At 69.1% G+C, this 13,534-nt stretch carries 13 protein-coding genes; 3 read left to right on the forward strand and 10 right to left on the reverse strand.

What is annotated here, in order from left to right:
* Positions 1–53 precede the first annotated feature (53 nt).
* Complete coding sequence (locus tag ACFWUU_RS00525) at positions 54–680, forward strand: hypothetical protein (RefSeq protein WP_380171474.1); 627 nt, start codon at positions 54–56, stop codon at positions 678–680.
* A complete protein-coding gene (locus ACFWUU_RS00530) occupies positions 677–1,858 on the forward strand; it encodes a cytochrome P450 (RefSeq protein WP_380171476.1) in 1,182 nt (393 codons plus the stop codon). The genes ACFWUU_RS00525 and ACFWUU_RS00530 overlap by 4 nt, the downstream gene beginning before the upstream one ends.
* On the opposite strand, the gene ACFWUU_RS00535 is transcribed toward ACFWUU_RS00530, so the two are convergent.
* The 5 genes from ACFWUU_RS00535 to ACFWUU_RS00555 form a co-directional block, all read right to left on the reverse strand.
* Positions 1,797–3,155, reverse strand: a complete 1,359-nt coding sequence (locus ACFWUU_RS00535; protein WP_380171478.1) for an FAD-binding oxidoreductase — start codon at positions 3,153–3,155, stop codon at positions 1,797–1,799. The two genes, ACFWUU_RS00530 and ACFWUU_RS00535, sit on opposite strands and share 62 nt — an antisense overlap.
* A gap of 51 nt (positions 3,156–3,206) precedes the next feature.
* Entirely contained in the window at positions 3,207–4,520 is a 1,314-nt protein-coding gene (locus tag ACFWUU_RS00540; RefSeq protein ID WP_380171480.1) for a M16 family metallopeptidase, read from the reverse strand.
* Positions 4,517–6,733 (reverse strand): polyribonucleotide nucleotidyltransferase, encoded by a 2,217-nt coding sequence (locus tag ACFWUU_RS00545; protein ID WP_380171482.1) that lies wholly within the window; start codon positions 6,731–6,733, stop codon positions 4,517–4,519. The genes ACFWUU_RS00540 and ACFWUU_RS00545 overlap by 4 nt, the downstream gene beginning before the upstream one ends.
* Before the next feature lie 272 nt (positions 6,734–7,005).
* Positions 7,006–7,269, reverse strand: coding sequence for a 30S ribosomal protein S15 (gene rpsO, locus ACFWUU_RS00550; protein ID WP_267901756.1), 264 nt, complete (start codon positions 7,267–7,269; stop codon positions 7,006–7,008).
* A gap of 125 nt (positions 7,270–7,394) precedes the next feature.
* Positions 7,395–8,357, reverse strand: coding sequence for a bifunctional riboflavin kinase/FAD synthetase (locus tag ACFWUU_RS00555; protein WP_380171484.1), 963 nt, complete (start codon positions 8,355–8,357; stop codon positions 7,395–7,397).
* Positions 8,358–8,477: 120 nt separating this feature from the next.
* Here ACFWUU_RS00555 and ACFWUU_RS00560 point away from each other — a divergent pair, with 120 nt between their 5' ends.
* Positions 8,478–9,479 (forward strand): SGNH/GDSL hydrolase family protein, encoded by a 1,002-nt coding sequence (locus ACFWUU_RS00560; protein WP_380171486.1) that lies wholly within the window; start codon positions 8,478–8,480, stop codon positions 9,477–9,479.
* A gap of 40 nt (positions 9,480–9,519) precedes the next feature.
* Here ACFWUU_RS00560 and ACFWUU_RS00565 read toward each other — a convergent pair whose 3' ends face one another.
* The 5 genes from ACFWUU_RS00565 to rbfA are packed head-to-tail and all read right to left on the reverse strand — an operon-like array spanning position 9,520 to position 13,422.
* Entirely contained in the window at positions 9,520–10,416 is an 897-nt protein-coding gene (locus ACFWUU_RS00565; RefSeq protein ID WP_380171488.1) for an NAD-dependent protein deacetylase, read from the reverse strand.
* A 17-nt stretch (positions 10,417–10,433) separates the two neighbouring features.
* Positions 10,434–11,291, reverse strand: coding sequence for an LLM class flavin-dependent oxidoreductase (locus ACFWUU_RS00570; protein WP_380171490.1), 858 nt, complete (start codon positions 11,289–11,291; stop codon positions 10,434–10,436).
* Between the two features lie 10 nt (positions 11,292–11,301).
* On the reverse strand, positions 11,302–12,072 hold the full coding sequence (locus ACFWUU_RS00575; protein ID WP_380171492.1) for a class I SAM-dependent methyltransferase: 771 nt from the start codon (positions 12,070–12,072) through the stop codon (positions 11,302–11,304).
* Between the two features lie 21 nt (positions 12,073–12,093).
* Entirely contained in the window at positions 12,094–12,981 is an 888-nt protein-coding gene (gene truB / locus ACFWUU_RS00580) for a tRNA pseudouridine(55) synthase TruB (protein WP_380171494.1), read from the reverse strand.
* A complete protein-coding gene (rbfA, locus tag ACFWUU_RS00585; protein WP_371401525.1) occupies positions 12,982–13,422 on the reverse strand; it encodes a 30S ribosome-binding factor RbfA in 441 nt (146 codons plus the stop codon). It abuts the gene before it with no gap.
* Positions 13,423–13,534: the final 112 nt, after the last annotated feature.

The raw sequence follows: 13,534 nt of genomic DNA on the forward strand, positions 1-13,534 counted from the left end.
GAGCGAGTCACTAGTGATTCGCTAGTGGGACACTCTAGTGAATCGGAGCAGCGATGACCGAGACCCTGCCCGCGCCGGCCGGCCTGCGCCGGCAACTGCGCACCACCGCACGACTGACCGCGTTCATCGGCGGGCCGGTGTTCTGGCTCGGGACCCTGCTGCATCCCGCACGGGACGGCTGGAGCATCGCGAACGTCGGCGAGCGCTACGGGCTCACGCATGACATCCAGGCGGCCGGCCTGGCACTCCAGATCGTCTGCCTGGCCAGCATGATTGCGCTAGGCAACCAAGTCACCCGGCGCCGCGACCTCGCAGCCTGGTACGCCGCGCTGGTCGGCACCTTGCTCTGGTTCGCGTTGATCATCTTCGACGGCTCGCACAACCCGGTGCGGGCTGAGTACGCGCCGAGCATGGTGCACGAACCCGCCGACCTCGACACCCCGGCCGCCCTGATCGTGTTCCCGGCGTTGCTCGTCTTCCCGCTGAGTTATCTCTGGCTGGGATGGACGCTTCGGCAACGGCTGACCGGCGTACTGCTCGGTGTCGGCGCGCTTGCCTACACGATCGGCGGTCTGTTCATCTTCACCTCGGGTCCGAAGTTCGGGCTGATCCAGATCTTCGAAGTCGCCGGCGCGACCCTGTACGCCGTCGGCTACCTCCTCCTCGGGCGGCGGGTATGAACCTCATCGAGTCGCTGCTCTCCCCCGCGGGCCGGACCGATCCGTTCCCGCTGTACGCCGAGGCGCATCGTCTCGGGCCGGTCCTGCCGATCACCGACACCGTCTTCGTGATCGTCGGCTACGCGGCGGTCAACGAGGTACTGCGGAATCCGGGCTTCGGGATCCGGACCGATCCCTCGAGCCAACCGGCGCTGGAGTTGATGCGGCGCTCGATCCTTCGGTCCAACCCGCCCGAGCACGGGCGGATGCGCTCGCTGATCTCACAGGTCTTCACGCCACGCCGCGTCGCCGCTCTGCAGCCGGCCATCGAGAATGCGGTCGACGACCTGCTCGGCAGTCTCCCGGCCGAGGTGGACTTCATGGACCGGTTCGCCTTCCAGCTGCCGGTCACGGTCATCTGCGAGCTGCTCGGCGTACCGGCATCGGAGCGCGATCGCTTCCGGCCGCTCGCCTCCGACCTGACCGCGGCGCTCGAGCTCACCGACGCGTCCGACGAGTCCGCGGACGCGGCTGCACGTGAGCTGGGCGGGTACTTCGTCCGGCTGATCCGCGATCCGGCACCCGGCAGCCTGGTCGGTGCGCTGGTCGCAGCGCGGGACGCGGGAGACGGACGGCTGTCCGACGAGGAGCTGCTCGCGAACCTGATTCTGCTCCTGGTCGCCGGCTTCGAGACGACCACGGACCTGCTCGGCAACGGCCTCGCGATCCTGATCGGCCAACCACACCTCGCCTCAGATCCGGCTGCCTTCGTCGAAGAGGTACTGCGCTACGACTCGCCAGTGCAGGTCACGACCCGCGTCGCCCGTACCGACGGGCTGTCGGCGGCCGGCGTCTCGATGCCTGCAGGCAGCGATCTCATCCTGCTGCTCGGCGCCGCGAACCGTGATCCGGCACGCTTCCCGGAGCCCGATCGCTTCGATCCCTCCCGCGCCGACAACAAACCGCTGAGCTTCGGCGCCGGCGCGCACATCTGCCTGGGCAACAGCCTGGCTCGCCTGGAAGCGAAGGTGGCGTTCGCTCGCCTGGTCGACCGCTTCCCGACGATCGCGCCGGCCGGCCCGGCCACCCGCCGCGACCGCCTCGTCCTCCGTGGCTACCGGACACTGCCCGTCCGGCTCAGCTCGGCGGGATGTTCTGATTCAGGTGGAAGAGGTTCCCGGGGTCGTACTTCTGCTTGAGTGCCTGCAGCCGGTCGTACGTCGTCGCGCCGTAGGCCGAGCGGATCCGGTCGCTGCCCTCGTCGGTGAGGAAGTTGATGTAGACGCCGGCCTGGTGGAGTTCGAGGGCCTTCGAGGACTCGCGGACCCACTCGCGCTGCGCGTCGAACCCGTCCGGACCGAGGGTGGCGCCAACGAAGTTGAACGCGTGCCCGTGCGAGCGGCCGCCGTACGCCGTGCTGTCCGGGTCCACGCGTGAGATCGCGCCGCCGAGATGGAAGATCGGGAACAGCGAGAACGGCGAGTCGATCGCCTGACCACGTTCGACGGCGATGCCGATCACCTCGTCGGTCAGCTCGTCGACGTCGCACGCTCGGGTGTAGTACCAGCGCCCGTGCGGGAAGGTCGGGTCGAGCATCGACTGCAGGCTCAGGAACGGCCGCGCGGTGCAGAGGTCCAGCATTGGTGGCGCGAACGCCTTCAACGGGGCGACCACTCGCTCGCCGTCCTCGACCGCACCGGAGTAGCTCACCACCACAACCACAGCCGGCCGGGCGTGCAGCTCGGACGGGATCGTCGGCAGCGACGGCAGACACCGGTGGACGATCGCCGTGGTCAGCTCGTCCGGGACATCCTTGATCCAGTCACGGTAGAAGCGCATCACCTCAGGAGATTGCTCCATCGGCCACGCGATTATTCCGGCGTACACGGTCGGGCCGACCGGATGCAGATGGAACTCGAACTCCGTGACGACACCGAAGTTCCCGCCACCGCCGCGGATCCCCCAGAACAGCTCCGCGTTGTGCTCCTCATCAGCAGTCAGCAACTCGCCCTCGGCCGTGACGACATCGACGGAGAGCAGGTTGTCGATCGTCAGTCCGTACTTGCGCATCAGCCAGCCGATCCCGCCGCCCAGCGTCAGCCCGGCAAGCCCTGTGTGCGTGACGATCCCGGCCGGCGTTGCCAGGCCGAACTCCTGTGTCTCGCGATCGAGCTCCCCCAGCAGTACGCCGGCCTGCGCGCGGGCGGTCCGCCGTACCGGATCGACCCGGATCCCCTTCAACGGACTCAGGTCCAGCACGATCCCGCCGTCACACGTCGAGTGGCCCGGGAAGCTGTGCCCGCCACCCCGCACTGCGACCGGCCCGCCGGTACGACGCCCGTACGCGAGCGCACTTCGCACGTCGGCGACGCCGGTACATCGCGCGATCACCCCGGGCCGACGATCGATCGACCCGTTCCACACCTGGCGATACTCGTCGTACGACGGATCGCCCGGATGAATCAGCTCACCCCGGAAGTCCTCGAGTGTGCCCACGACCTGCCCCCAAGCCTCCCCCAGGCCATAGTTCAGTCTGCCACCCGGGAGCTACACGGTGAAGGCGGTGGTGTCCTCGTCGAACGGGCCCATGACGGTCAGGGCCGGGGTGCCGGCGTAGAGGTCAGCGGCCAGGGCTGTGACTTCGTCGAGAGTGACGGAGTCGATCCGGTGCAGGATCTCGTCGACCGTGGGGAGCTCGCCGTATACCAGCTCCGCCTTGGCGATGCGGGTCATCTTGGCGCCGGTGTCCTCCAGGCCCATCACGACCGAGCCGCGCATCTGGCCCTTGCCGCGCAGCAGTTCGTCCGGCGTGATGTTGCCATTGGCAATCGCCTCGAGCTCGCCGCGGATCACGTCGAGTACCTCGGGCGCCTTCTTCGGCAGGCATCCGGCGTACACGCCGACCATGCCGGAGTCGGCGTACGCCGAGCCGAACGTGAACACGGAGTACGCCAGGCCGCGCTTCTCCCGCACCTCCTGGAAGAGCCGCGACGACATCCCACCGCCGACGATCCCGTGCAGTACGCCGGCGATGTACCGCCGCTCGTCGCTCCGGACCAGGCCGGGCATCCCGAGCACCAGATGCGCCTGCTCGACGTCGCGGTGGTGCACCTGCACCCCGCCGTACGTCGGGATCCGCTTGCCCGGGTCACGTCGTACCGCGACCGGCTCGGCCTCGCCGGTGACCCAGTGGCGCTCGAACGCCTTGCGTACCAGGCGAACGACCTCGGCGTGATCGACGTTGCCGGCCACCGAGACCACGATGTTGGACGGCTTGTAGCGCCGCCGGTACCAGCCCACGACCTGCTGGCGGGACAGTCCGGCGACCGATTCCGGCGTACCGGTGATCGAACGGCCGAGCGGGGACCTGCCCCACAGCTGCTCGGCGAACAGGTCGTGGATGTGGTCCGACGTCTCGTCGGCGTGCATCGCGATCTCTTCGTCGATGACGTCGCGCTCACTCTCGACGTCCGCGTTGGTCAGCGTCGCGGAGGTGATCATGTCGCAGATGACGTCGACCGCGAGCGGCAGGTCGGAGTCGAGCACCCGGGCGTAGTAGCAGGTGTACTCCTTGCCGGTGAACGCGTTCATCTCACCGCCGACCGCATCGATCGCGGCGGAGATCTCCAGCGCGTCGCGACGCTCGGTGCCCTTGAACAGCAGGTGTTCGAGGAAGTGTGTGGCGCCGGCCAGCTGCTCCGGTTCGTCCCGGGAGCCGACGCCGACCCAGAGTCCGAACGTGACCGAGCGGAAGCCTGGGACGGATTGGGAGAGCACACGAAGCCCGGAGGGCAGGACGGTCCGTTTCACCGGACCGCCCGCCTCCGGGCTCAGCAGTGTGCTGGTGATTGCACGAGTCACTCGGCGGAAGACTCAGCCTTCTCTTCGGACTTCTCTTCGCCCTCGATCACCGGGATCAGCGACAGCTTGCCCCGGTCGTCGATCTCGGCGATCTCGACCTGCAGCTTCTGGCCGACCGAGAGCACGTCCTCGACGGCCTCGACCCGCTTGCCACCGGCCAGCGGACGCAGCTTGCTGATGTGCAGCAGGCCGTCCTTGCCCGGCAGCAGGCTGATGAACGCACCGAAGTTGGTCGTCTTCACGACCGTGCCCAGGTAGCGCTCACCCTTCTCCGGCATGGTCGGGTTCGCGATCGCGTTGATCGCGGCCCGGGCCGCCTCGGCCGACGGGCCGTCGGTCGCGCCGATGTACACGGTGCCGTCGTCCTCGATCGAGATGTCGGCGCCGGTGTCCTCGGTGATCTGGTTGATCATCTTGCCCTTCGGGCCGATGACCTCGCCGATCTTGTCGACCGGGACCTTCACCGAGATGACCCGCGGGGCGAACTCGCTCATCTCACCCGGCGCGTCGATGGCCTTGGCCATCACGTCCAGGATCGTCAGGCGGGCGTCCTTGGCCTGGGTCAGCGCACCGGCCAGCACGCTGGCCGGGATGCCGTCCAGCTTGGTGTCCAGCTGCAGGGCGGTGACGAAGTCCTTGGTACCGGCGACCTTGAAGTCCATGTCGCCGAACGCGTCCTCCGCGCCCAGGATGTCGGTCAGCGCGACGTACTGCGTCTCACCGTCGATCTCGCCCGAGATCAGGCCCATCGCGATACCGGCGACCGGCGCCTTCAGCGGCACACCGGCCGACAGCAGCGACAGCGTCGAGGCGCAGACCGAACCCATCGAGGTCGAGCCGTTCGAGCCGAGCGCCTCGGACACCTGACGCAGCGCGTACGGGAAGTCTTCGCGCGACGGCAGCACCGGCACCAGGGCCCGCTCCGCCAGCGCGCCGTGACCGATCTCGCGACGCTTCGGCGAACCCACCCGGCCGGTCTCACCGGTCGAGTACGGTGGGAAGTTGTAGTTGTGCATGTAGCGCTTGCGGGTCTCCGGGGACAGCGTGTCCAGCTGCTGCTCCATCCGGAGCATGTTCAGCGTGGTGACACCCAGGATCTGGGTCTCGCCGCGCTCGAACAGCGCCGAACCGTGAACCCGCGGCAGCACCCGCACCTGTGCCTTGAGCGGACGGATGTCGGTCAGACCGCGACCGTCGATGCGGACCTTCTCCTTGAGCACCCGCTGCCGGACCAGCTTCTTGGTCAGCGAGCGGAAGGCTGCGGACAGCTCCTTCTCGCGGCCCTCGAAGTCGGCGGCCAGCTTGTCCACGGTGGCGGCCTTGACCGCGTCGGTGGCGTCGTCACGCTCGTGCTTGCCGGCGATCGTCAGCGCCTGGGCGAGCTCCTCGCTCGCCGAAGCCTCGACCGCGGCGAACGCGTCGTCCTGGTAGTCCGGGAAGACCGGGAACTCACCGGTCGGCTTCGCGGCCCGGCGGGCCAGATCGGCCTGAGCCTCGACCAGCGTCTTGATGAACGCCTTGGAGGCCTCGAGGCCCTCGGCCACGATCTCCTCGGTCGGCGCCTGGACACCGGAGGCGACCTTCTCGAAGGTGCCCGGGGTCGACTCGGCCTCGACCATCATGATCGCGACGTCACCGGTCTCGGTGACCCGGCCCGCGACCACCATGTCGAAGACCGCGTCCTCGAGCTCGGTGTGGGTCGGGAACGCCACCCACTGGCCCTCGATCAGCGCGACGCGGACGCCGCCGATCGGGCCGGAGAACGGCAGGCCGGCCAGCTGCGTCGACATCGAGGCCGCGTTGATCGCGAGCACGTCGTACAGCTTGTCCGGGTTCAGCGCCAGGACCGTGATGACGACCTGGATCTCGTTCCGCAGGCCGGACACGAACGACGGCCGCAGCGGGCGGTCGATCAGCCGGCAGGTCAGGATCGCCTCTTCGGACGGGCGACCCTCGCGGCGGAAGAACGAGCCCGGGATGCGCCCCGCGGCGTACATCCGCTCCTCGACGTCGACCGTCAGCGGGAAGAAGTCGAACTGGTCCTTGGGCTTCTTGCTGGCCGTGGTGGCCGACAGCACCATCGTGTCGCCGTCGAGGTAGGCAGCCGCGGAGCCCGCGGCCTGCTGGGCCAGACGGCCCGTCTCGAAGCGGATGGTGCGGGTGCCGAAGCTGCCGTTGTCGATGACGGCCTCAGCGAAATCTGCGCCCTCCATGGGCGCACTTGTGGATCCCGACACGGGATACCCCTCTCTCACAGTGTGACGACTGCGAGGCGCGAGCTGCCGGGGTGCCGGTCTTCGATCGAGGCCCGCGGAAACTGTTGTTCCGAAAGCCACTACCGAGGACCGGTCGTCCTCCCGCCACGCGCTTCGCGTCGCCTCGTACGTCTTGCGTCTGTATTCAGTTGTGCCGCGACCGGGAGGTCACCCGGGCGCGGATACGCCAGGAGCGGCCACCCAGGTTTCGGGGGCCGCTCCTCGCGACGTCATCGGCGAAGGCCGAGCCGCTCGATCAAGGACCGGTAGCGGTTGATGTCCTTCTTCGCCAGGTAGTTCAGCAGCCGGCGGCGCTGGCCGACGAGCAGCAGCAGGCCACGACGGCTGTGGTGGTCGTGCTTGTGCTCTTTGAGGTGCTCGGTGAGGTGTGCGATGCGGTGCGTCAGCAGCGCGACCTGGACCTCGGGGGACCCGGTGTCACCCTCGGTCAGGGCGTACTCACCCATGATCGTCTTCTTCGTTGCGGCATCAATCGATGACACAGGTTTCCTCTCGATTTCCGTTGCGCGGCGCACCGGGGCATTCTTCACCCGAGCACTCTCTGTCCGCGGCCGTTCAGACGGCAGCAGCCAGCGTATCAGTCCGTGGACGCGTCACCCTAATCCCCCGCCAGCAGGCCACGGGCGCCGTCGACGTCCGCCTTCATCTGCACGAGCAGGTCGTCGATGGTGTCGAAACGGATCTGCGTACCGCGCAGCCGGGCCACGAAGTCGATCGCGACCTTCGCGCCGTACAGCTCGAGATCGTCGCGGTCCAGCACGTACGACTCGACCCGGCGGTCCACGCCGTCGAAGGTCGGGTTGCTGCCGACGCTGATCGCCGCGGGCAGTGGGTCCGGGTACGCCGGAGCGCCGGGAGCCGGGGTCAGCACGGTCAGCCAACCGGCGTACACACCGTCCTGCGGTACGGCGGCGCCCGGGTCGGCGGGGATGTTGGCGGTCGGGTAGCCGAGCTCACGGCCGCGTTTGTCGCCCTCGACGACCACGCCGGTGACCCGGAACGGCCGGCCGAGCGCCTCCGCGGCCGCCTCGACGTCACCGTCGGCGAGCTGCTGGCGGACGTACGTCGACGACCAGGGCTGCTGCTCCCCCGCCAGGCTCAGGCCCTCGACCTGGAAGCCGTACTGCGTACCCGCCTGGACGAGCGTGTCGACGTGCCCGGCCGCCTTGTGGCCGAAGCGGAAGTTCTCGCCGACCACGACAGCCTTCGCGTGCAGCGCGGTGACCAGGACCCGGTCGATGAACTCCTCCGGCGGCCAGCCCGACACCTCCTTGGTGAACGGGAGGATCAGCACCGCGTCGGCGCCGTGCTGACCGAGCAGCTCGGCCCGCTGTTCGGGTTCGCTCAGCATCAGCGGCGCGTGGTCGGGCCGCAGTACCCGCATCGGGTGCGGGTCGAAGGTGAGCGCGACCACCGGCAGTCCGCCCAGCTCGGCCGCCCGCGCCTTGGCGTGCGCGAGCACCTCCTGATGACCGCGGTGCACACCGTCGAAGTTGCCGATCGTGACGACCGTCGGCCCGAAATCCGGGCTCACCTGGTCCAATCCGTGCCAGACACGCATGACAGCAGGATTCCATGCCGTCCGCAGATTCTGTGCAGCAGGTCCACGATCACCCCTTGTAATCGTGCCGTGACTCAACTTAGGGTGGGCCGCGCACTGGGTGAGCCCTGGGGAGGTCTCGTGAAGCTACGTCGTCTGCTTGCTGCCTGCACGGCACTGGTTCTGCTCGGCAGCATTCCGGTTGCCAACGCCTCGGCCGCTCCGCGGTTCTTCCATTACGTCGCGCTCGGCGACTCGTACACGTCGGCGCCGTTCGTCCCGCTGCCGGATCTACTGTCGCTCGGCTGCGTCCGGTCGTACAACAACTATCCGAAGCTGCTGGCGGCCGCGCTGCACGTGCGTCTGACCGACGCGAGCTGCGGCGGCGCCGATACGACCAACATGACCCAGCCGCAGAGCACAGTGCTCGGTACGGCGGCGCCGCAGTTCAACGCGCTGACGCCGGACACGGATCTCGTGACGCTGGGGATCGGCGGGAACGACTTCGGCGTGTTCGGCAGCATCATCGACACCTGCCCCGGGCTGCGGGCCTCCGACCCGACCGGCGCACCGTGCAAGGCCCACTTCACGGTCGACGGGGTGGACACGCTGCGGGCCAAGATCGCGCAGACCCAGACCCGGATCGCAGTTGTTGTCCAGGGCATCAAAGCCCGGTCACCGAAGGCGAAGATCCTGCTGATCGGGTACCCGAAGATCGCGCCGGAGCACGGCACCTGCCCGTCGGTGCTGCCGTTCGCCGACGGCGACTACACCTACCTGTACTCGATCGAGCAGGCGCTGAACGCGGCCGTGTCGAACGCGGCCGCGGCGGGCGGAGCGACGTACGTCGACACGTTCGGGCCGTCGACCGGGCACGACGCCTGTGCGCCGGACGGGCAGGCGTGGATCCAGGGCAAGGACATCAACCTGCTCCGGGCCTTCAACTACCACCCGCGCTACGAGGGCGAGGCCGGGATGGCCGCCCTCACCTACAAGACGCTGACCGGTGCGCCGGCCACGGTGACCGCGGCGGAGCAGTCCGCCTGGGCCGCCAAGGCGCGGACGCTGGCGAAGCAGGCTGCTGCATCGCCCCAGGCCGTGCAGGCCTCCCTGAACCGCGTACGGACCAGCGCGCAACGCTGACCCTTTCCAATCCGTACTGCGGACCCCGGGCCGAGCCACCTCACGCAGGGCTCGGCCCGGTGGTTTCTGCCAGCAGTTCCGTCAACGCCTGACCCAGCGGCAGATTGACCCGCTGGGTCGCGTACGGGTCGCCGCGGGTCAGCCCCTGGTTGATGATCAGCACCGGGGTCCCGGACTTCGCCGCATGCCGGACGAAGCGGAAGCCGGACATCACCGTGAGGGACGAGCCCAGGACGAGTACGGCGTTCGCGTCGTCGATGAGCTTGTAGCAGCGCTCGACGCGGGTCCGCGGCACGTTCTCGCCGAAGAAGACGACATCGGGTTTCAGGATGCCGCCGCACTTGGTGCAATTGACCAGCCGGAACGCGCCGACGGCCTCGGCGGGGAGCTCTGCATCGCCGTCGGGGTTGATCCGGGTGACCTCGGCCTCGAAGTCCTGGTTCGCATCCTTCAGCCGGCGGTCGAGGACCTCGCGGGCGGACGTCGTACCGCAGCTGAGGCAGATCACGCGGTCGAGGTTGCCGTGCAGCTCGATCACGTCGCGCGCGCCGGCGGCCTGGTGGAGGCCGTCGACGTTCTGGGTGATGACGCCGCTGAGGTAGCCGCGGGCCTGGAGCGCTGCGACGGCGCGATGGCCGTCGTTCGGGGCGGCGCGGGCGATCGTGCGCCAGCCGAGATGGCTGCGCGCCCAGTACCGCTGGCGGCCGGCTTCGCTGGCCACGAAGTCGCCGTACGTCATCGGGGTGTGCGTCCGCAGGCTGCCGGACTCGCCGCGGTAGTCGGGGATGCCGGATTCGGTGGAGATGCCGGCGCCGCTCAGTACGACGACTTCCCCGGCGGCCACGGTCTGCGCGACCGGGCCGATGTCCGTCGACCCAGGCTCCAACGCCAGCACCTCAGGCCCAGGGGCCCATGCCAAGGTCGGACGAGAACGCACCACTCCAGCGTACGTGCTCAGTCGATACGAGGCGGTCCGGCTTTGAGGCGGCGTTCTGCGGCTTGGCGGACGACGTCGCGATCCATCGAGGACCAGTCCGCGTCGATCCACCAGGTGGCGCCCGCCTCGGCCCACGGACGGACCGTGTCGGCGGCGTTCGGGTCGTCGGCGCGGGTGTTGCCCTCGGCGACGATGTCGTACCCGTCCATGCTCAGGTCGTGGGCGGCACGCTCCCGGCGGATCCAGTCGATGCCGTCGGCGAGGAGCTCCGGCGTCAGCTCACCCGGCTCACCGCCGGCCGGGGCGACGTAGTTCGGCAGCCAGCCGTCCTGCAGCGCCGCCCGGCGCATCGACTTCGGCCGTGGCCAGCCGCCGACCACCCAGGTCGGCACCCGCGGCTGCTGCACCGGAGGCGGTGGCGCCGGCGGGTTCAGCTCGGCGATCTTCCTGGACCGGTAATGCTTCCCGGAGAACTCGAACGGCTCGTCGCGCCACAGGTGCTGCAGCATCTCCAACGACTCGTCCATCAGCTCCGCGCGGGTCTTCCGCCCCGGATCGTCCTCGAACAGCCAGAACCGGTCGTCGCCGGTCACCCCCAGACCGACCGCCAGGATCACCCGGCCGCCGCTCAGGTTGTCCACGGTCGAGACCTGACCCGCGACATCCCAAGGTTTCCGCCGTGGCAGCGGCGTCAGCATCGTCCCGAGCCGGATCCGCTGCGTGGTCATCGCAGCCGCCCCGAGCATCACCCAGGCGTCGATCCCCCAGATCGACTCCCACACGAAGAACCCGTCCCACCCGTGCTCCTCGGCGATCGGCGCGAGCTCAGCCGCGTCCCGCGCGTCGCCGTACGCCATCACGAACCCGTATTTCATGGGTCGAACGCTACGAGACGGCACCGACAGATTTCACCGCGTGCACCAGCCGGCGAGTCACCTGGCGCGTCGACAGCAGGTGCGACATCTTCTTCGCCTGCTCCTGAGCCGCCAGCCACCGCTCGTCGCTCCCGTGCAACTTCTCCAGCAACTCGTCGACATGCTCGGCCTGCTGCGTCCACTCGGTCGGCACGTTGTCGATCGGCGCCTCGACCAACTCGCGAAGCACGAAGCCCGCGTCGTCGATCAGCCCGACCAGCTCGTCCTCACGCGGGAACTCGTTCCCATGCGGTACGTCGCTGTGCCGCGACGGCTCGGCCACCAGCACCATCATCCCGAGCGATCCACCCGGCCTCAGCACTCGCCGCAGCTCCCGAAGCAGCACCGACTTCTCGTGCACCGTGCACAGCACGCCGACGCACCAGACGACGTCGAACTGGTCATCTACGAAGGGCAGCCGCTCACCCGCCGCGCACACCGCGGGCAGCTCGAACATCCGCCGTACGGACCGGCACGCCTCGTCCATCGGATCGACCAGCACCGGGCGTACGCCGTACGTCTGCGCCGCCCAGGCGGACGCTCCGCCGACACCCGCGCCTACGTCGACAAACGATGTCCCGGGGCCGATGCCACACGCCTTGGCCAGCCAATCGAGTAACGCCGGGTCGCCGCTCCCCCGGCAGCCGGCGACGATCGCGTACTCGGGACCCAGCTCGTCGACGGCATCAGCCGTCCACTCGGCGACGGTCCCGAACTCGACTGCCAGCTCCTCCTCGCCCATGGGTTCCAGTACCCACGGGCATCAGCTGACGAAGACCGCCGTGGGTTTGGCGACCGGGCCGTGGGGTTCGTAGAGGGCCAGGAAGGTGCCGGTGGGGTCGAACATCGCGGTCTGGCCCGGGTCGAGGTTGAGGCCGGGGAGTGGGCGGCCGGTCCGGATCGCGGCGGCCTGGGTGTCGTCGGCGTCGTACCGGGGGAAGGTGCCGGCGGCAACGTCCGCGATCGGGAGCCAGTCGAAGGACTCGGCCAGCGACCCCAGGCTGTGGGCCGATTTGAGATCGAACGCGCCCACCCGGGTACGACGCAGTGCGGTCAGGTGACCGCCGACGCCGAGCTCGGCACCCAGGTCGCGAGCCAGCGCCCGGATGTACGTGCCGCTGGAGCAGTCGACCGACACGTCCACGTCGATCGCGTCGGCGCCGACCCGGACGTCGAGGATGTCGTACCGCGAGACCGTGACAGCACGCGCCTTGAGCGCGACCTCCTCGCCGGCCCGGACGCGTTCGTACGCGCGCTTGCCGTCGACCTTGATCGCGGACACCTTCGACGGCACCTGCGAGATCTCGCCCTTGAAGCCGTCCACAGCCGCGGAGATCGCCTCCGCCGTCACGCCGTCGACCGGGTACGTCGACACGATCTCGCCCTCGGCGTCGTCGGTCGTCGTGGTCGCGCCGAGCCGCATCGTCGCGTCGTACGACTTGTCCGCCAACTGCAGATGGCCGAGCAGCCGGGTCGCGCGGTTGAGGCCGACGACGAGTACGCCGGTCGCCATCGGGTCCAGGGTGCCGGCGTGGCCGACCTTCCTGGTCCCGGCGATCCGGCGGACCCGGGAGACGACAGTGTGCGAGGTCATCCCACCCGGCTTGTCGACGACGACGATCCCGTCGGATGCCGGGGTGAAGTCAGCCACTCAGTCCTCGTCGTCCTCGTCGTCTTCGTCCTTGCGCTTGTACGGATCCGCCTCGCCGGCCGGCTTCGCGCCCGCGGCGGCCTTGGCCACCTCGGCGTCGGCCATCCGGGCCTTCTCCAGCAGCTCCTCGATCTGACCGGCGTTCTCCGGTACGGCGTCCAGGAAGAACGCGACGCTCGGAGCATGACGCAGACCGAGCGCCTTGCCGACCTCGCTGCGGATCAGGCCGCGGGCAGACTCCAGCGCGGCCGCCGTGGACGCGCGCGCCTGCTCGTCGCCGTACACCGTGTAGAAGACGCTGGCCTCGCGCAGGTCGCCGGTCAGCCGGGCGTCCGTCACCGTGACGAAGCCCAGCCGGGGGTCCTTGACCCGGCGCTCGAGCAGTTCCGCGACGAGCACCTGGATCCGGTCGGCCAGCTGCTTCGCCCTTGCTTCACCCATCAGGGCTCACTCCCTCATTCATGAGTACGTCCGGGGAGAACACCGTCTCCCCGGACGTTACTCCGACGGCCCGGACCAGCACGTTTCGGCCGGCCCGGGCCGTCACCGAACT

Origin of the sequence: Kribbella sp. NPDC058693 (assembly GCF_042715335.1) — a bacterium.
GTDB classification, from domain to species: Bacteria; Actinomycetota; Actinomycetes; order Propionibacteriales; family Kribbellaceae; genus Kribbella; species Kribbella jiaozuonensis.

What these genes read in the sequence shown, in the direction of transcription:
- ACFWUU_RS00545 (WP_380171482.1), bottom strand. Translation starts at nt 6,733, where the DNA reads ATGGAGGGCGCAGATTTCGCTGAGGCCGTCATCGACAACGGCAGCTTC.
- ACFWUU_RS00575 (WP_380171492.1), bottom strand. Translation starts at nt 12,072, where the DNA reads ATGGGCGAGGAGGAGCTGGCAGTCGAGTTCGGGACCGTCGCCGAGTGG.
- ACFWUU_RS00525 (WP_380171474.1), top strand. Translation starts at nt 54, where the DNA reads ATGACCGAGACCCTGCCCGCGCCGGCCGGCCTGCGCCGGCAACTGCGC.
- ACFWUU_RS00530 (WP_380171476.1), top strand. Translation starts at nt 677, where the DNA reads ATGAACCTCATCGAGTCGCTGCTCTCCCCCGCGGGCCGGACCGATCCG.
- ACFWUU_RS00570 (WP_380171490.1), bottom strand. Translation starts at nt 11,291, where the DNA reads ATGAAATACGGGTTCGTGATGGCGTACGGCGACGCGCGGGACGCGGCT.
- ACFWUU_RS00555 (WP_380171484.1), bottom strand. Translation starts at nt 8,357, where the DNA reads ATGCGTGTCTGGCACGGATTGGACCAGGTGAGCCCGGATTTCGGGCCG.
- rbfA (WP_371401525.1), bottom strand. Translation starts at nt 13,422, where the DNA reads ATGGGTGAAGCAAGGGCGAAGCAGCTGGCCGACCGGATCCAGGTGCTC.